This window comes from Mucilaginibacter sp. UYP27, assembly GCF_040547175.1.
Taxonomy (GTDB): domain Bacteria; phylum Bacteroidota; class Bacteroidia; order Sphingobacteriales; family Sphingobacteriaceae; genus Mucilaginibacter.
The window spans coordinates 324620-342384 of sequence record NZ_JBEPPE010000002.1 but is presented as its reverse complement, the minus strand read 5'-3'; the positions used below and the strand labels follow the sequence as shown (position 1 = coordinate 342384).

The following is a 17765-nucleotide window of genomic DNA, read 5'->3' as shown; positions in this document are numbered from 1 at the left end:
TCATTGCGAGGTACGAAGCAATCTCTTTGCTATACAGGGCGGCTCTGCCTGTGTAGAGATTGCTTCTTACCTCGCAATGACGGTCTTTAATTATTTACTTCTTCAACCCTAAAATTGAAAACTCATCTTCACTTTTTTTAATAATATTGCCCAATACACCTAACCCGGTTATATCCATTTCAACAAGATCATTGGGTTGCAGCCACTGGGGTTTATAGTTAGCATCATTAAACAAGCCGGTGCCGTTAAGTTCCAGGAAACAGCCTGTACCAACCGTGCCCGAGCCAATCACATCACCCGGCAGCACATCGCAGCCGTAAGCGCAACGTTCTATGATCTCGGCGAAGGTCCAGTCCATATCGGCCATATTGCCGCTGCTGACTTCTATGCCGTTTACGTGGCATTTCATAACCAAATTATAAGTAACGCCTGTGTGGCCTTCTTTAGGGTTAGTTTTGTATTGCTCCAACTCGTCGGGCGTAACCAACCACGGGCCTATCACGGTCGAAAAATCTTTGCCCTTTGCAGGGCCAAGGTTTAGCAGCATCTCTTCCATTTGCAGGGTGCGCGCGCTCATGTCGTTCATGATCATGTAGCCGGCTATATAGCTATCCGCATCGGCAGCTTTAATGTTGCGGCCTTTTTTGTTGAGCACAACGGCTACCTCCAATTCAAAATCGAGTTTTTGGAAATGATCGGGCATGCACTCGATTTCACCGGGGCCCTGTATAGCGTTATGGTTGGTAAAGTAAAATATCGGGTACTGGTCAAACTCGGCAATCATATCTACCTTGCGGTTGCGGCGGGCGGCGGCCACATGCTGCCTAAAGGCATAACCGTCGCGGCACGATGTAGGGTGAGGCAAGGGTGCTATCAGTTCATAAAACAATTCTTCCTTACCTTCTAACTTGCCGCTTTTAATGGCCTCATTAACATTTTTGGCATGTTCCATCAACTCATCGCCACCCCATAAAAATTCGTTCATGTTATCGGGTATCAGCTTATCGCACGAGTTTAGGTTATAGATATGGCCATTGATATAGATGCCCAAATGCTCCCGGTCTTCGGTTTTGTAGGATACTAACTTCATAAGGTATAATTGGTTTGTTGGAAATCAAAAGTAGTTATTTTGGTTGATTGATGAGTAGTTGTCCCTACGCTATCGGTATTATTGGTTAAATTAGACATATCATTAAAGTTTATATAGATGGTGGCATCGTTTTGTCAGTATCCTTCTTTTTCAGAATCTCTGATTATCAACTGCTTACAAAAGATTACGCGTGTTCACGGCCGTGAACGTGAACATTTGCCTCATTTTTTGCCCCCTATTACGCCTACATAGGGTTCTTTTTACTAATCACTTCCTGATAGCTATCGGGACAACCAATCACCACTCAACAATATTATGCTTGCATATTAAATTCCTATACCGTAATTTTGAACATAATGATGAGCATTAAAAAACAGTTTTACTTTTCCCTCGGGCTTACTTCTATGAGTAATTCCTCCTCTTTCAGGGATGCTGTGCTCTCTAAGATCGCTTTGGCGCAATTCTAATTTTCTTGTTATAAAGTTTAAGGTTGGCATGTTTTCTTTCCGGCCACCAATTCTTAAAACTATTCTAAATTTTTAAATGTTTGATTTTTAAAACGATAAGTAAAAGTTCAACTTTTCAACCTTAAAACGTTTCAACATTTCAACTTCGAAACATTCCAACTTTTAAACCAATTTCAAATGCCTGTTTACCACACTTTAGGGACTATCCCGCATAAGCGGCATACGCAATTCCGTAAGCCCGACGGCACTTTATACGCCGAAGAACTGGTATCAACCGAAGGTTTTTCGAGCCTGTACTCGCTGGTTTACCATGCTTATCCGCCAACCATTGTTAAAGAACTGGGCGAGCCGTACTCGGTAGAACCGAAAATCGCGCGCGAAAAACACTTGAAACATACCAGCCTGATAGGCTTCAATATCCAACCCGAAGACGATTACCTGAAAAGCCGTAAACCGGTGTTGGTGAACGCCGATCTGCACATCTCACTGGCGGCCCCGCGCAAAAGCATGACGGACTATTTTTACAAGAACAGCCAGGCCGACGAGGTGATTTTTATCCACGTAGGCTCGGGCACTTTAAAAACAGGTTTCGGGAAAATAAAATTCGAATACGGCGATTACCTGGTGATCCCGCGTGGCACCATCTACCAAATGGAGTTTGACACTGAGGATAACCGCTTGTTTATTACTGAAAGCTTTAGCCCTATCCGTTCGCCAAAACGTTACCGTAATGCTTATGGGCAATTGATGGAGCACTCGCCATACTGCGAGCGCGATATTAAACGCCCCACCGACCTGGAAACCATCGACCAAAAAGGCGATTTTAAGATCCTAATCAAAAAACAAGGGCTTATTTATCCATACATCTACGGCACCCACCCTTTCGATTTTATTGGCTGGGACGGTTTCCATTACCCATGGGCACTATCTATCCACGATTTTGAGCCTATAACAGGCCGCGTGCACCAACCACCACCCGTACATCAAACGTTTGAGGGCCACAACTTCGTGATCTGCTCGTTTGTGCCAAGGAAATTTGATTACCACCCGCTATCTATCCCCGCCCCATACAACCACAGTAATGTGGACAGCGATGAGGTTTTATACTATGTGGATGGCGATTTTATGAGCCGCAAAAGCGTAGTAAAAGGACAAATAACCCTGCACCCGGGCGGCATACCGCACGGACCTGCGCCGGGTTCGGTCGAAAAATCTATCGGTAAGGAATTTACAGATGAACTGGCCGTGATGATAGACCCGTTTCGCCCGCTGATGCTGACAGAAGATGCCGTAAATATTGAAGACGGAAATTATTACAAAAGCTGGGTTATTTAAATCCTTGCCCAAACCCTCCCCGAAGGAGAGGGCTTAAAAAAACATTAACAAATTTTTCTCTTCCCCCCTCTCCTTTGGAGAGGGCCGGGGTGAGGCCAACTAATTAAAGCAATGGAAACATTAACATTAGATACAAAACCAACCGCTACAGACTTTTTGCCACTTAACGGTACCGATTATGTTGAATTTTATGTGGGTAATGCCAAGCAGGCTGCCCATTATTATAAAACCGCATTCGGTTTCCAGGACCTTGCTTATTCGGGCCCTGAAACAGGTGTGCGCGACCGCGCTTCGTATGTTTTACAGCAAGGAAAGATCCGTTTAGTATTGACCACGCCGCTGCATTCAGACCACCCTATAGCAGAACACATTAAAAAACACGGCGACGGCGTAAAGGTATTAGCCCTTTGGGTTGATGATGCTTACGATGCTTTCGTGCAAACCACCAAACGCGGTGCCGAGCCTTACCAAGAGCCACAAACCATTACCGATGAGCACGGCGAAGTACGTACCAGCGGTATCAAATTGTACGGCGAAACCGTTCACTTGTTCATCGAACGTAAAAATTATAGTGGGCCGTTCCTTCCGGGTTATGTGGCGCATCAAACCACCTACCAGCCACCTGTTGCAGGCTTGCTTTATGTAGACCATTGCGTGGGTAACGTGGGCTGGCACAAAATGGACCAATGGGTTAACTTTTATGAGGATACCATGGGTTTCCGTAACATCCTTTCTTTTGATGATAAGATGATCTCTACCGAATACTCGGCCCTGATGAGCAAGGTAATGAGCAACGGAAATGGTTATGTTAAATTTCCTATAAACGAGCCTGCCGAGGGTAAAAAGAAAAGCCAGATAGAAGAATACCTGGAGTTTTACGAAGGCGAAGGTGTGCAGCACATGGCCTTAGCCACTGCCGATATTGTTAAAACCGTTACCGACCTGCAAAGCCGTGGTGTTGAATTTTTAACCGTACCAACATCTTACTACCGCGAATTAACCGCGCGTGTTGGCCATATTGATGAAGACCTTGGCCCGTTAGAAAAACTGGGTATTTTGGTTGACCGTGATGACGAGGGCTACCTGTTACAGATCTTCACTAAACCGGTTGAAGACAGGCCTACCCTGTTCTTTGAGATCATCCAGCGTAAGGGTGCAAAATCATTCGGCGCGGGTAACTTTAAAGCCCTGTTTGAGGCCATCGAGCGCGAACAGGAGTTGAGAGGAAACTTATAACAAAATCAAATCGTAGGCCCTCTTCTTTGGAGAGGGTTGGCTAAGGCTAAGCCGGGTGAGATCGCCCGGTTTTTTTATTTATGTTTAATTCAAACCTATCCTAATTTAGTTTAAACATTTTAGGAATAAACAGGTTTACACCTTGTACATGAAAACCAATAAAACCGAAACCAGATTTCGGCCTTTTGCTCTTATTATTAGTTTGTTAATTACCCTTTCTATCGGGGTAGTGGCCGCAGCATTTACACGCCCCGAAATTGCAGGATGGTACACTACTTTAAAAAAGCCCGACTTTACACCACCCAACTGGCTTTTCCCCGTAGCATGGACATTGCTGTATATCCTCATTGGCATCGCTGCCTACTTAGTTTGGCAATTACGGGATGGCTCGCGTACGTATAAAACCGCGGCAATCATTTACATTTTTCAGCTGGCACTAAATTTTTCATGGTCGATTGTCTTCTTTGGCATGCACGACACATTAGGCGGATTAGTCGTTATCATAGCCCTGTTGGTAACTATTATCCTTAATATATCATGGTTTGGCAGGTTTAGCAGTTCCGCTGCCTGGTTATTGGTGCCCTATTTATTATGGATTGGTTACGCCATGTTATTAAACCTCACTATTTGTGTGATCAACAAATAATAAAAACGCTATTTTTATTGCACGTTTATCGTGCCTAAAATGAAAAGAACATTCCTTACCTGTATCCTTGCAATTATCACCGCTTTCTGTTTTGCGGATACCATTTCCATAAATCACTTTGTAGTTAAAGAGAACCCCTTTGCTAAAGACGAGGTTGCCATTGTAGCAGTAGACACCGCAGGCACTATCCAGGAAAAAGTAAACGGCTTATTTACTTTTACAGTAAACGGCTTTACCGAGCAAATGACGTTTGATAAAGGCACGGCCTTTTACAGGCATAAAATGGAAAAATCAATGTTTGTTTATGCCCGGCATGAAAACGACAACGGCACACACTCCATGCTATACTATGTTTACCGCCACGACGGCAAGCTTAGCCCTGTTAAAATAAGCTGGATAGTACTCATATGCATCCCATTAGGATTGGTTTTATTAGGCTATTTATTTAAACGTTTTATTATTATAGCAATAATCATCTTCCTGATATTCCTGTACTTTAATCACAGCAACGGGTTAAGCATCCCAACCTTTTTCCAGAGTATTATTGACGGACTGAAGGGGATATTTTCGTATCAGTGAGTTAGTGATAATCATAAATAGCCAATTCTGTTTTAAAAATTGACAGTCACTTAGTTTTCTTTTCAGTTTAAATTAAATCAACAAATCACTGATTAAAAAGGTAGCCCTATACCAAAATTCAACTGCATAAAGCCGTAATTTTCGCCGTTGGTTTGCTGGTATTGGGTTTTGAAAGGGCCCCCGCCAAACACTTCCCCAATATGTTTTACAAACACCCATTGATCAGACCCGGTGAACTGAGGGTCTTTAAACTTAAAGGCTGCGTCCAGGCGGAAAATGAAGAAGGCCAGATCGAACCTTAAGCCTGTACCGATACCAATAGCAGTAGAATTCCAAAGGTTATTAAACCTGAACTCCCCGTTAGGGTTTTCTATCTGTTTATGCAGGCGCCAAACGTTACCGGCATCAATAAAAAAGGCGCCTTTCAGCTTAGTCCCAAAGAAGTTGTCGGCCAATTTATAACGGTACTCGGCATTAGCAACAATTTTTATCTCACCAAATTGGTCAAGATATTTTAAGCGGGCGCGGGCGGTATCTGCTGCGCCACCCATCCCGTAACTGGCGCGGTTAAATTGGCCTGGGCCAAGGGTCCGCGGCAACCAGGCACGAATATCATTTGCGCCACCCGTATAAAAGTTCTTTTCAAATATCAACTGCTTACTGTTGCCATAAGGGATGCCTATGCCCGGGTTAAAGCGGAAAATGAACTGTTTTTCGCCACCGAGGCTGCGGTACCAGCGGTAGTCAATTTCGGTTTTCACATACTGCGAGAACGCGTAACCAAATATGGTACGCTGCCCAAGGGTATCTTTGGGTGCATTCACAAGCCTACTTAACAGGTTCAGCGTGTTGCCGCCAATGTCCAGTCCTCCGCGGAAATAAATAAAGTTTTTGTAGGAATTTAATTCCTGCGCGTTATACTGAAACGTGTATTGGCTGCTTGATGTAAATGTGGTACGGCCAATGAGGTACACATACGAGTAACGGTTTTGCTTTAGCAATTCAGCTTTGGCGATCGGGTCAATTGTGCCACTGGAGAATTCGATACTCAATGGCGTAACTGAATGTTGCTTACGCGCGGTCTCAAAAAAGTCGTAAGTGATGGAGTTTATAAAGCTCCGGCGTTCAACCAGCCCCTTTTGATAAAACAGCTGGAAGTTGGTAGAAAATGTGGTGTGTGGTACGCCAAACTTAGCCAGGTTTGGAAACTGGAACGGCAACAATAACCTTGGGTAAATAACGCTCACCCCTGCCCTAAAATCTTGGTTTTGTATTCCTTGGTTAACAGCCGAATTGCCGTTATCAAACAAAATACTCCAGTTTAATTTCACCTGTAATATAGCCGCCTGTTTGAATATGTTACGGTTGGTAAAAGTGTTACCAAGGTTATATCCGAAACGCCCCTGGTTAAACAAAAGCTCTGCCTCTACACGGTCAGTCATGCGTTTTAGAGGTACTATATCAATTTTAGAATTTAAACGATTGGTGCTATCCGGCAGCTTCTCATATGTAGGGTTGGGTACGTTACGAAATACATTTAACTCCGAAAGGCGGGTTGTGGTTAGCGTTTGCTTATCAAGATTATAAATCTCACCCTTCTTCTGAAAAGTATAATCGGTAACCGTGCGCGGTTTAAACCTGCCCGAGTAATCAACAAACCTAAATTGCGAATCTACCTGTATGGTGTCGGCTTTTCCGGCATTGCGGCCATTGCTTCTCGAAATGCTTATCAGCGTATTATTTATGGTATAGATGGGGTGCTCCTTTTTATCCGCAGGGTTATCGATGATCATCACCAGGTCTACCACGCTTTTGTTATAACTCGAGTCGGGCGTGTAATTGATGTACTGACGGTAAAAATCGTAATATCCGTTACGTTTCATCACCTGGTAAAACTGATCACGGTCGTAAGCTAAACTATCCGTATCATACCGGCTTCCCTGGTTCACATGCGAGTATTGTTTACGGGTATCGCGGTAAAGCTTCTGTACTTTAGGGTCGTAAATACTATCCTTGAAATTACGGATCTTAAACAACGGGCCCTGGGTGGCTGTAAAGTAAAGCTGTGCCTTTTTCTTTTTCACCACGATAGAATCTGCCACCTTGGCTTTCAGATATCCTTTATTTATGAGGTATTTTTGAATCTGCAGGCGCGAAAACTCTACCAGGTTACTATCCAGCAACGCCGGGGCCTCGCCTATTTTGCGTTTGCCTTTATTGCTAAACAAGTAGTAAAATTGCAGGTTGAGCCAGTTATTGGGTTGCTGCTCTTTATCAACGTAATTGATGGCAGCTTCAGAAAATTCTTTATCGATACCTTTAATGGTAACTTTGCGCACAATGGCCTCGTTATCTTTGATCCCGCGTGTAACACTACAGCCGGCACCAATAATAACCATCAAAATACTTAATATTGCAAGACGGAAATTCCCGGGTATATATGCTTTCAAAATCACAAATAAGTTTACTAACGTCCTTACAACATAAAAAGTTTCGCAGGGAACATGGTTTATTTATGGTGGAGGGATATAAATCAATAACTGAATTTATCGATTCTGATTATCAAGTCCACACCATATATCATACGCCTGATATTGCCCCAAAATTGCTTAAATTATCCCAAAAAATAAACTTTCAGGAGATTTCTTTAAACGACCTGCAAAAAATAAGCTCACTAAAAAACCCTGCCGATGCAATTGCCACGGTTAATATACCCCAATGGAGCGGATTAAACCACACAACGCTAAAAAATAAGTTTAGTTTGTTGCTGGATGGCGTGCAGGATCCCGGCAATATGGGTACCATCATCCGCACAGCAGATTGGTTTGGCATCAGTAATATCATTTGCTCTGAAGATACGGTAGATGCTTATAACCCCAAGGTTGTGCAGGCTACCATGGGCTCGCTGGCAAGGGTAAACGTTACTTATACCAATTTGGTAGGGCTTATATCGGCCGCTAAGCTGCCTGTTTTTGGTGCTTTATTAAATGGCGATAATATTTATTCCACAAATTTTGGCACCGAAGGTTTGCTGGTGATGGGTAACGAAGGGAACGGAATTACGCCTGATATACAGGCATTAGTGAGCAAAGCCATCACAATTCCGCGTATTGGAAAGGCCGAGTCATTGAACGTTGCGATAGCTACAGCGATATGCTGTTCACAACTTGCAGCAAAATCCTTTAAATAAAAATTGATTGACAACAAATAATTACTATTTTTGCAATCCTTAAAATTGGTCGGGTGGCCGAGTGGCTAGGCAGAGGTCTGCAAAACCTCCTACAGCGGTTCGAATCCGCTCCCGACCTCAAGGTTAAAAACATTTAAAATAAAAAGTCATGGGCGTTACTCGTTTAAAAAGAAAAGATAGAAGGAATAAAACTACTTCACGTTTAGAAGTTCAGTTTTTGAAATTAGCTACTAACATTGAGTTAGGTGATCGTTCTACGCAGAAAAAAGGCAACCAAATTGATAAAAACAACGAGGTTTTAGCTAAAGCTGCTGCAAGCAACTAATTCTTCTTTTTTTAAGGAAATTAAAAAAGGCGTACCGATAAGTCGATACGCCTTTTTTCGTGTGCTTATACTTCGCCTATAATAGCTTCCCCACCGGGAAATTCTCTTTGTTGTAGATCTCTTTCCAGTAATCGCGCACAACCTTAAGCTTTGGCACATTGTGCGATTCCTTAACCAACTCCAAAAAATCGGCCTTTGCCTGTCCTTTTGCCAGGCGGCCCAAAATGGCATCGTTATATGATGCAACCACCAATTCAAACACGTGGAATTTGGTTTCGTCGTCCAGGTCGGTACTTTTATAATATTTAATAAACTCGGCCACCCTTGTAGGGTCGGAGTTTACTATTCCCCAGTCCTGCATATCGCCCGGGTCAAATTCCATCTTTAAGGCTTTACAAACCTTTTTTAACGATTCTTCTACACTCATTACTTTTTATTCAATATTTCCTTATTTATTCTTCCTATTAATGCCGGGCCTTCGTAAATAAAACCGGTGTACAATTGCACCAATGACGCCCCGGCTGCTATCTTATCCATCGCATCCTCTGCCGAGTGGATGCCACCTACCCCGATTATAGGGAACGAACCACCCGATCTTTTATACAGGTACCTGATCACCTCGGTAGACCTTTTGGTCAATGGCGAGCCGCTTAAACCACCCGTTTCACCTTTATGCTTAGATATTAAACCCTCACGGCTGATGGTGGTGTTGGTAGCTATAATACCGGCTATGCCAGTTTGTTTAACAATATCAGCAATATCATTCAATTGCTCGTTTGTAAGGTCCGGCGCTATCTTTAACAAAACAGGCCTGCTTATACCACCCTTGCTATTGCGTTGTTGCAGGGTGTTTAAAATATGCATCAGCGGGGCTTTCTCCTGCAGCTCACGCAGGCCCGGGGTATTGGGCGAGCTTACGTTGACCACAAAATAATCAACCACATCAAATAGCCTGTCAAAGCATTTGATGTAATCGCTTACGGCATCCTCATTGGGCGTTACCTTATTTTTACCTATGTTGCCACCAATTATCAGTGGCTGTTGCCCTGGCTTAAGACCTTTCCGGTACGCCGCGATGCGTTCGGCAGCTACATCAACACCATGGTTGTTGAAACCCATGCGGTTTATCAATGCCTCATCTTCGGGCAGCCGAAACATGCGTGGTTTATCGTTACCCGGCTGCGGCAAAGGGGTCACTGTACCAACCTCTACAAAGCCAAAACCAAGGTTGCCCATCTCGCTTATCAGCTCGGCATTTTTATCAAAACCGGCGGCAAGGCCTACCGGGTTCTTAAACTTCAGGCCAAAAATTTCGCGCTCAAGCCGTTTATCATCAACACCCCAAAGGGCTTTGCTAAGTGCCGTACCGCCCGGGAAACGGTTAAAACGCCTTAGGTTGCGCGTTACAAAATAATGCACGTTCTCCGGGTCGAACCGGAACAACAGGGGCTTAAGCAATTGATACATGCCGCGAAGTTAGCTATTTTGACAATTAGGCAAAAGGTTAAAGGCAAAAGGTTAAATGTCTAATCTGACCTAATAGCGGTTTTATTTAAACATCTGCAAGTCAAACCTTTCGCCTTTTACCTTTCTGCTTTCACCTCTAAGGTCAAAATCGTATCTTTGCGCCGAAATGATAGCTATAAATGACCTTACGTTCGAGATTGGTGCGCGCGCCCTATATGATGAAGCCAACTGGCACATTAAACCAGGAGAAAAAATTGGCCTTATAGGCGCTAACGGCACGGGTAAAACCACGCTGTTAAAGATCATTGTAGGCGATTACAAGCCTACATCGGGTACCATTTCTATGGCTAAGGACCTTACCATGGGTTACCTTAACCAGGATCTGCTATCATACTCGTCAGACAAAAGCATCGTACACGTTGCTATGGAAGCCTTTGAGCGCCAAAACCAACTGCACGACGAGATAGAAGTACTTCTTAAAAAGCTTGAAACCGATTACAGCGAGGACTTGCTGAATAAACTAAGCGACAAACAGCACGAGTTTGAACTGCTTGATGGTTACAACATCGAGTACAAAGCACACGAAATTTTAGCGGGTTTAGGTTTCACCGAATCTGATTGCGAGCGTAAGCTAAGCACTTTCAGCGGTGGGTGGCGGATGCGTGTAATGCTTGCCAAGATCCTTTTGCAGGCACCGGACATCCTTTTACTGGATGAGCCTACCAACCACCTGGACTTACCTTCTATCCAATGGTTAGAGGATTATTTGAAGGCTTTTAACGGCGCCATCGTTATCGTATCTCACGATAGGTGGTTTTTGGATAAGGTTATCAACCGTACGGTAGAGTCTCGTAAGGGCAAGCTGAATGTTTACGCGGGTAATTATACTTTTTACCTGGAAGAAAAAGCACAGCGTGCCGAAATTCAGCGTGGAGAGTTCAAAAACCAGCAATCAAAAATAAAACAGGAGGAGCGTTTGATCGAGCGTTTCCGTGCCAAGGCATCTAAAGCAAAAATGGCGCAATCGCGTATCAAAATGCTCGATAAACTGGAGCGGGTTGATGATGTGGATGATGAAAACCCCGAGGTTAACTTTAGCTTCCGTTTCAGCAAGCAATCAGGCCGTCATGTATCTACTTTAGAGCATATCACCAAAAAATATCCTACAATTGATATTTTAGATGATGCCGAAGTTATCATAGAAAAAGGGGATAAAATTGCTTTGATAGGTGCCAACGGTAAAGGTAAATCTACCTTGCTGCGTATTGTTGCCGGTGCTGATAAAGAGTTTGAAGGCACTGCAGTTACAGGCCATAATGTTACGCAAACCTTTTTTGCACAGCACCAACTTGAGAGCCTGCACCTGGAGCATCAAATTTTACAGGAACTACAGGCATTCGCCCCAAAACATACCGATACCGAGCTACGCTCGATATTAGGTTCGTTTTTGTTTACGGGTGATGATGTATTTAAAAAGATAAAAGTACTATCGGGTGGCGAGAAATCGCGTGTGGCGCTGGCGAAAGCCCTTACGGCGGATGCAAACTTTTTAGTACTGGATGAGCCTACCAATCACCTGGATATGGCATCTGTTAATATCCTGATCCAAGCGCTGCAACAGTATGAAGGCACGGTGATAGTGGTATCTCACGATAGGTACTTCCTTGATAATGTTGCCAACAAGATCTGGTTCATCGAAAACCAAAAGATAAAACAATACCCGGGCACTTACGCCGAGTATGATGAGTGGAACGCTAAACGCAAGCTTGACCCAAAGGTAGAAGCGCCCGCGCCTCAGCCTAAAAAGGAAGAGAAAAAGCCTGAGCCTGCTAAGCAGCCACAAACCGAAAACAAAACACAGCAGCTAAAAAAGCTTAACCAGGACCTAACCAAAATGGAAGAGCAGATAGCGGTTTTGGAAAAAGAAGTAAAGGCAATGGAAGCCCAACTGGCAGACGACGGCATTTACAACCAGGCCGATAAGCTGAAAAAGATAAATGATACTTACCAGCTTAAAAAAATGGAGCTAGGGGAACAGCAGGCACGCTGGGAAGCCCTTGCCGACCAGATAATGGAGCTGGAAGGATAATATTAAAAGGTCGTTTTACAACGACCTTTTTTGTTGCATTTAAATGCTGTCATCTCGAATTTATTCGGGATCATACAGAACGTGTTGCAAACCTCTATATTTTAAACCTTGGATCTTTTTAGCCGTTGTTGGTGTTGTCACCAACAACTATTCGCCCCGAAATGAATTCGGCATAGCAACGTTTTTTTCCTACATTGTGATAATGAAAAATTATTTCTGCGCCTTTCTTTTATGCCTGTTTTTAAGCACCGCCTGCTTGGCGCAAACCGCACCATTTGGTAATAACGTTTACAAGCACGAGATAAAAAGCGTTGAGTTTTATAATTCAAAAAAGGCGGCATCGTTCCCGGCGATAGACCTTGGTGGCGGCGAAACCGTTACCCTTGGCTTTGATGACCTGAGTGGCGCCAGCAGGACATTTAACTATACCATACAGCATTGTGATGCCAACTGGAACCCGTCGCATCTATCCCCTGCCGAATATCTGGAAAGCTTTACCGACGACCGCCTGAACGATTATACTTACTCATCCGGCACGTTCCAAAAATACACGCATTATGAGGTTAAGATCCCCAACCTCAACATCATCCCAAAGGTTTCGGGTAACTACATTTTAAAAGTTTATGAGGATGGCGACATAAACAACCTCATCCTAACCCGCAGGCTTTACGTGGTAGGCAAAAGGGTTTCGGTAAGTGCCAATATCATTAGCTCTAATAATGTAGCAGCAAGGCGAACAAACCAAAAGGTAAACTTTACTATTGATTATAGCGGCCTACAGGTGCAGAACCCCAATACCGATATCCGCGCATTTTTAATGCAGAACGCAAGGCCCGAAACCGGCATCATGAACAACGTGCCTACCTACATCCGCGGTACGCAACTGGTTTATAACGATGTTAACATCAATGATTTTTCGGGCCGCAACGAGTTCAGGCATTTTGATACCCGTACGCTAAAGCTAAACTCGGAACGCATTTCCAAGATCTATAAAGACACCGCAAACACAGTAGTACTTTTAGGCGACCCAAACCGCAACCTGCCTAATTATACTCTGCTTTATGATATAGATGGCAAATTCTTTATCCTGAACCAGGACGGTAACGATGCCCGCCGTGATGCGGATTACGCGCATATGTACTTTAGCCTGGCCGCCAATAAATCACCCGAAGATGGCACCCCTTACATTGTTGGTCAGTTTAACGATTATAAGGTATACGATCGCAGCAAACTTACCTTTGACAGCCGTGGCCGCTGGTACATCGACTTGCTGCTTAAACAAGGTGTATATGATTACCAATATATTTGGGTGGACAAAGCCACCAACAAACCAGATGATGTCGCTTTAGAAGGCAACTATTTCGAAACGGAAAACGAATACCAGCTATTGGTTTACTATCGCCAAACAGGCTCGCGTTACGAGCAATTGGCGGGCTATAGTTTGCTTAATACTGTAAGGCCATAATTTAAAAGACTGTAACAAGCGTGTCGTAACATACTCTAAATAACATGAGCAATAAAGCAAAACAAATTTCTGCAGGCGCGATGATCATGATCACTTTTTTGGTTTACCAATTTGGTAAGGATATCATGAAGATCGGTATCAAAGATGGGAAGGCTACCAAAACGGCCATGGCTAAGAAGTAAGCGTGCATAACCTTTGATTTACAGGGCTTTTAAAGCCGATACTTTCGGGGTAAATTTTATATTTGCAGTATGAAAGGAAAATCGCCTCAAGAATCATTTACCATTATGAACGAGTTGGTATTACCCAACGATACCAACACTTTTAATAACCTGATGGGCGGGCGCTTACTATATTGGATGGATATCGCGGCCGCGATATCGGCACAAAAACATTGCAATCGCGTGGTCGTAACCGCATCGGTAGATAATGTATCTTTTCATCACCCTATCAAATTAGGCGATGTGATCACTATCGAGGCAAAGGTAAGCCGGGCCTTCACTACATCTGTTGAAGTGAAAATGGATGTATTTGCAGAGAATATCCCATCGGGCGCGCGTAAAAAAAGCAACGAGGCTTATTATACTTTTGTGGCGTTGGATCAGGACGGCCATACCATCCCGGTACCGGCACTTTTACCGGAAACAGAGGCCGAGGTTGAGTTATTTGAAGGTGCATTACGCCGCAGGCAGGTAAGGCTGATATTAGGCGGCAAAATGAAACCGGATGACGCTACCGAGTTAAAAGCCTTGTTTTTTGGTGCAGAAGAAAAATAACTATTCGTTTTAATCAGGTCAAAATATTGATAAGTAAAAGCCAAAGGTTACCAAGAATTTTTACTGGTGACCTTTTGGCTTAATATGCAGATTTTATAGTTAAACCTATTCTGCTGCCAGCTCTAATATCCTGTCAAACTCCTCGCGTGTCATACCCATTACAGATAGGCGCCCCTGTCTTACTAAGCCAATATCTTTGAGACGCTCGTCGGCCTTTATTTGCTCCAGTGTTACCGGCTTTTTTAGTGGTTCAACCGGTGCAAGGTCAACAACAACCCAGTTCGGGTTTTCGGTTGTTGGGTCTTGGTAAAACTCTTTTACAACTTTGGCAATGCCTACAATTTCTTTGCCTTCGTTACTATGGTACCACATCACCAGGTCGCCCTCTTTCATCAACTTTAAGTTGTTACGTGCCTGATAATTGCGCACACCATCCCAAAAGGTGCGGCCCTCTTTGTTGAATTTTTCCCAGCTATATTTAAACGGTTCCGACTTTACTAACCAATGGTTCATGATGCATCCAGATAAAGTGGCAAATTAGGATTTTACAGCGAAATGTCCGCATTAATTAAAAGCTTAAACAGGTATATTTATTCTTATAATGATTAATTTTAAGTAATCTTAAAAGTAGATTTTCTATTATTGTAATAAGACTTTGGGGATTTTGACATATGCCACTACAGATAAGTAATGACGACGCGAGTTTTAAGGTACTATTTCACAATAACCCCAACCCTATGTGGATTGTGGAGGTGGATACCCTGCAATTTAAAGAGGTAAATGAGGCGGCAATAAAACACTACGGTTATTCGCACCACGAGTTCCTCCATGAAATTATCCTGTCGGACATCCGCCCGGTACACGAGCGACCGGAAATGCTTACCTTAATTAAGCATATTAAGAACAACCAAACCATTACCCGCGACCTTACACATGTTAAAAAAGACGGCACTTACATGTATGTGCATATCACTTCTTACACGGTAAACTATTACGGCAGCCGTTGCCGTATGGTGATCATTCACGATGTTACCGAACAGAAGTTGAAAGACATGAAACTTACCGAAGCCATTAACAAGACCAAAGAAACACTGGAGAGTATCACCGATGGCTTCATTACCCTTGATAACAAGCTAAGGGTTACTTATTGGAACAAGGAGGCCGCGCGTATTTTATCCATCAGCCAAAATACGGTGTTGCATAAAAAGCTTTGGGAGCTTTATCCGTATTACAAGCAACTGCAAGTTTATAAAGAGTTTAAAGAAGCCCTTAAAACCAAACAAACCGCAAAATTTGAAGAGTATATTGCGCCGCTAAAAAAGTGGATCTGTTTTACAGTTTACCCCAATGAAGGCCTGGCGGTGTACTTTCAGGATATCACCAGTCAAAAACATGGCGAGGAGCAGATAAACATTAAAAACGCGAGTTTGGACCAGATAGCCCATATCAACTCTCATATTATCCGCAAGCCTTTGGCTAATATTATGGGGATTATTAATTCTTTTGAAGGCATACCCTGCGATGAAGAACACATGGCCGAATCCATACAAATGCTAAAACAAAGCGCAATCGAACTGGATTATATTATTAAAGACATCAACAGCCGGGTAGAGAATACGTTGAAGTAGTGTTGCTAATCTCCAAAAATGATAGTTTTCCCGCTATTCCTTTTTGTCAGTTTATAAACCTGTTCACCTTTTTTCTTGGATATAGTATCACCAACTTCAATTTCACGCTCGAAGTTTATATTTGCTGACAAAAAATAAGCTACGTTATTTACAGTAGCTGTAGGAGTTCCTTTATTCTCCGCATATTCAACTTTTTGCACTGCACCTTGAAAACTCCTATTTAAATCTATTACATCATATATTTTACTAATACTAAAAAAGGCAATCATAACTACTGCTATTGTAATAAGTAAGTACTTTGATTGTTTCATATTTACCTGTAGAATTCTTGGCTTTTTAAATTAGTGCAGGATCTTAAACATCAGCTCCTTCATCAAACCGCCGTGGCCGGTGTTTGATTCTACACCTTTGCTTTTAAGGTCGTACTCGCGCAGGTAGCTTATCACCTGGAAGGTTTTTCCAAGGCTATAATTACGTGCTGCCTGTTCATAATCTTTCATAAAATATGGATTAACGCCCAATTCTTTAGCCGCCATCGATTTATCTTTTACGTAGTGATAAGCCAGCACCTTGCTAAAAAAGTTATTTAAATTACCCAATACTAAAACTATCGGGTTGGCCTTTGGATTCGCCTCAAAGTAGTTTACAATTTGGTTTGCCTTATAAACATCCTTCCGGGTTAGTGCGCTTTGCAGTTCAAACACATTATATTCTTTGCTGATGCCAATATTATCAGCAATCAATTGCAAGGTTATCTCCTGCCCTGCGCTAATATTGAGCATCAGTTTATCCAACTCATTGGCAATCTTTGACAGATCGTTACCCAGGTACTCCGATAACATGGCTGAGGCTTGCTGATTGATCTTATATTTTTTATCAGAAACATAACCCTCTATCCAGCCGGGGATCTTGTTATCATACAACGCGGTCGATTCAAATATTAAACCAGTTTTTTCAATAGCCTTATAAGTTTTTTTACGTTTATCAAATTTGCCGTATTTATAGCAGAATACCAGTACTGTGCTTGCCAGCGGGTTTTCAAGATAACTCAATACGGGGTTGATGCTCTTTTTATCATCATCGTCGCGGCCCCATTTCATGTCCTGCGCCTCTTTTACCATCACAACCTGGTAGTCGCTCATCATAGGATAACGTTTTGCGGCGTTTATAGCCGTCATCACGTCGGTATCCTTACCATATAACACCGTTAGGTTAAACCCTTTCTCAGCGTCCGTAAGCAGGTTGTGTTCTATGTAATTACTTACCAGGTCTATATAATAAGGCTCCTCGCCGTGCAGCAGGTACACAGGTTTCAGTTTGCGGTTCTTAAGGTCTTTTATAATATCGGGAGCAGATGCCATGGGTGAGTCAAAAGTAAAAGTTAAAATTTAAAAGTGCGGTATTGTTGATAATAAAGCGTGCATATGCTTTTAGCCCTTAAACAGAAAAAATCATCAGACAGGTACTTTTAA

18 protein-coding genes and 1 tRNA gene are annotated in these 17765 nt (G+C 43.0%); 12 read left to right on the top strand and 7 right to left on the bottom strand.

Annotation, left to right across the window (positions count from 1 at the left end; all coding sequences use genetic code 11):
• Window positions 1–94: 94 nt before the first annotated feature.
• On the bottom strand, window positions 95–1090 hold the full coding sequence (locus ABIB39_RS09370; protein WP_354429325.1) for a fumarylacetoacetate hydrolase family protein: 996 nt from the start codon (window positions 1088–1090) through the stop codon (window positions 95–97).
• A 644-nt stretch (window positions 1091–1734) separates the two neighbouring features.
• Between ABIB39_RS09370 and ABIB39_RS09365 the strand changes: the two genes are divergently transcribed.
• The 4 genes from ABIB39_RS09365 (at window position 1735) to ABIB39_RS09350 (ending at window position 5353) form a co-directional block, all read left to right on the top strand.
• Window positions 1735–2892 carry a homogentisate 1,2-dioxygenase gene (locus tag ABIB39_RS09365; protein WP_354429323.1) on the top strand — a complete coding sequence of 386 codons (1158 nt, stop codon included), beginning with the start codon at window positions 1735–1737 and terminating at the stop codon, window positions 2890–2892.
• 111 nt (window positions 2893–3003) lie between these two features.
• The gene (gene hppD, locus ABIB39_RS09360; protein WP_354429322.1) at window positions 3004–4128 is read left to right on the top strand and encodes a 4-hydroxyphenylpyruvate dioxygenase; all 1125 of its coding nucleotides are present in this window, start codon (window positions 3004–3006) and stop codon (window positions 4126–4128) included.
• A gap of 148 nt (window positions 4129–4276) precedes the next feature.
• Entirely contained in the window at window positions 4277–4774 is a 498-nt protein-coding gene (locus ABIB39_RS09355; protein ID WP_354429320.1) for a TspO/MBR family protein, read from the top strand.
• Window positions 4775–4813: 39 nt separating this feature from the next.
• Window positions 4814–5353, top strand: a complete 540-nt coding sequence (locus ABIB39_RS09350; protein ID WP_354429318.1) for a hypothetical protein — start codon at window positions 4814–4816, stop codon at window positions 5351–5353.
• A gap of 92 nt (window positions 5354–5445) precedes the next feature.
• Here the strand turns inward: ABIB39_RS09350 and tamL are convergent, their stop codons facing one another.
• Window positions 5446–7803, bottom strand: coding sequence for a translocation and assembly module lipoprotein TamL (gene tamL / locus ABIB39_RS09345; protein WP_354429316.1), 2358 nt, complete (start codon window positions 7801–7803; stop codon window positions 5446–5448).
• Between tamL and ABIB39_RS09340 the strand changes: the two genes are divergently transcribed.
• The 3 genes from ABIB39_RS09340 to ABIB39_RS09330 all read left to right on the top strand — a co-directional run bounded on the left by ABIB39_RS09340 (window position 7794) and on the right by ABIB39_RS09330 (window position 8868).
• Entirely contained in the window at window positions 7794–8543 is a 750-nt protein-coding gene (locus tag ABIB39_RS09340; RefSeq protein WP_354429314.1) for a TrmH family RNA methyltransferase, read from the top strand. The two genes, tamL and ABIB39_RS09340, sit on opposite strands and share 10 nt — an antisense overlap.
• A 47-nt stretch (window positions 8544–8590) precedes the next feature.
• Window positions 8591–8661: transfer RNA gene (locus ABIB39_RS09335), tRNA-Cys, on the top strand.
• A gap of 30 nt (window positions 8662–8691) precedes the next feature.
• On the top strand, window positions 8692–8868 hold the full coding sequence (locus tag ABIB39_RS09330; protein WP_354429311.1) for a spore protein: 177 nt from the start codon (window positions 8692–8694) through the stop codon (window positions 8866–8868).
• 76 nt (window positions 8869–8944) lie between these two features.
• Here ABIB39_RS09330 and ABIB39_RS09325 read toward each other — a convergent pair whose 3' ends face one another.
• Window positions 8945–9295, bottom strand: coding sequence for a hypothetical protein (locus ABIB39_RS09325; RefSeq protein WP_354429309.1), 351 nt, complete (start codon window positions 9293–9295; stop codon window positions 8945–8947).
• Window positions 9295–10335, bottom strand: a complete 1041-nt coding sequence (locus tag ABIB39_RS09320) for a quinone-dependent dihydroorotate dehydrogenase (RefSeq protein ID WP_354429307.1) — start codon at window positions 10333–10335, stop codon at window positions 9295–9297. Before ABIB39_RS09320 ends, ABIB39_RS09325 begins: the two co-directional genes overlap by 1 nt.
• 166 nt (window positions 10336–10501) lie before the next feature.
• Here ABIB39_RS09320 and ABIB39_RS09315 point away from each other — a divergent pair, with 166 nt between their 5' ends.
• The 4 genes from ABIB39_RS09315 to ABIB39_RS09300 all read left to right on the top strand — a co-directional run bounded on the left by ABIB39_RS09315 (window position 10502) and on the right by ABIB39_RS09300 (window position 14665).
• Window positions 10502–12424, top strand: coding sequence for an ABC-F family ATP-binding cassette domain-containing protein (locus tag ABIB39_RS09315; protein WP_354429304.1), 1923 nt, complete (start codon window positions 10502–10504; stop codon window positions 12422–12424).
• A 202-nt stretch (window positions 12425–12626) separates the two neighbouring features.
• Window positions 12627–13889 (top strand): type IX secretion system plug protein, encoded by a 1263-nt coding sequence (locus tag ABIB39_RS09310; RefSeq protein ID WP_354429302.1) that lies wholly within the window; start codon window positions 12627–12629, stop codon window positions 13887–13889.
• A gap of 44 nt (window positions 13890–13933) precedes the next feature.
• A complete protein-coding gene (locus tag ABIB39_RS09305) occupies window positions 13934–14071 on the top strand; it encodes a hypothetical protein (RefSeq protein ID WP_354429300.1) in 138 nt (45 codons plus the stop codon).
• Window positions 14072–14140: 69 nt separating this feature from the next.
• Window positions 14141–14665, top strand: a complete 525-nt coding sequence (locus ABIB39_RS09300; RefSeq protein ID WP_354429298.1) for an acyl-CoA thioesterase — start codon at window positions 14141–14143, stop codon at window positions 14663–14665.
• A gap of 105 nt (window positions 14666–14770) precedes the next feature.
• Here the strand turns inward: ABIB39_RS09300 and ABIB39_RS09295 are convergent, their stop codons facing one another.
• On the bottom strand, window positions 14771–15178 hold the full coding sequence (locus tag ABIB39_RS09295; RefSeq protein ID WP_354429296.1) for an EVE domain-containing protein: 408 nt from the start codon (window positions 15176–15178) through the stop codon (window positions 14771–14773).
• Between the two features lie 158 nt (window positions 15179–15336).
• Here ABIB39_RS09295 and ABIB39_RS09290 point away from each other — a divergent pair, with 158 nt between their 5' ends.
• Window positions 15337–16293 carry a PAS domain-containing protein gene (locus ABIB39_RS09290; protein ID WP_354429294.1) on the top strand — a complete coding sequence of 319 codons (957 nt, stop codon included), beginning with the start codon at window positions 15337–15339 and terminating at the stop codon, window positions 16291–16293.
• Between the two features lie 5 nt (window positions 16294–16298).
• Here ABIB39_RS09290 and ABIB39_RS09285 read toward each other — a convergent pair whose 3' ends face one another.
• Together ABIB39_RS09285 and holA are read right to left on the bottom strand one after the other, a co-directional pair.
• Entirely contained in the window at window positions 16299–16604 is a 306-nt protein-coding gene (locus tag ABIB39_RS09285) for a hypothetical protein (protein WP_354429292.1), read from the bottom strand.
• A 30-nt stretch (window positions 16605–16634) separates the two neighbouring features.
• Entirely contained in the window at window positions 16635–17654 is a 1020-nt protein-coding gene (gene holA, locus ABIB39_RS09280) for a DNA polymerase III subunit delta (protein WP_354429290.1), read from the bottom strand.
• Window positions 17655–17765: the final 111 nt, after the last annotated feature.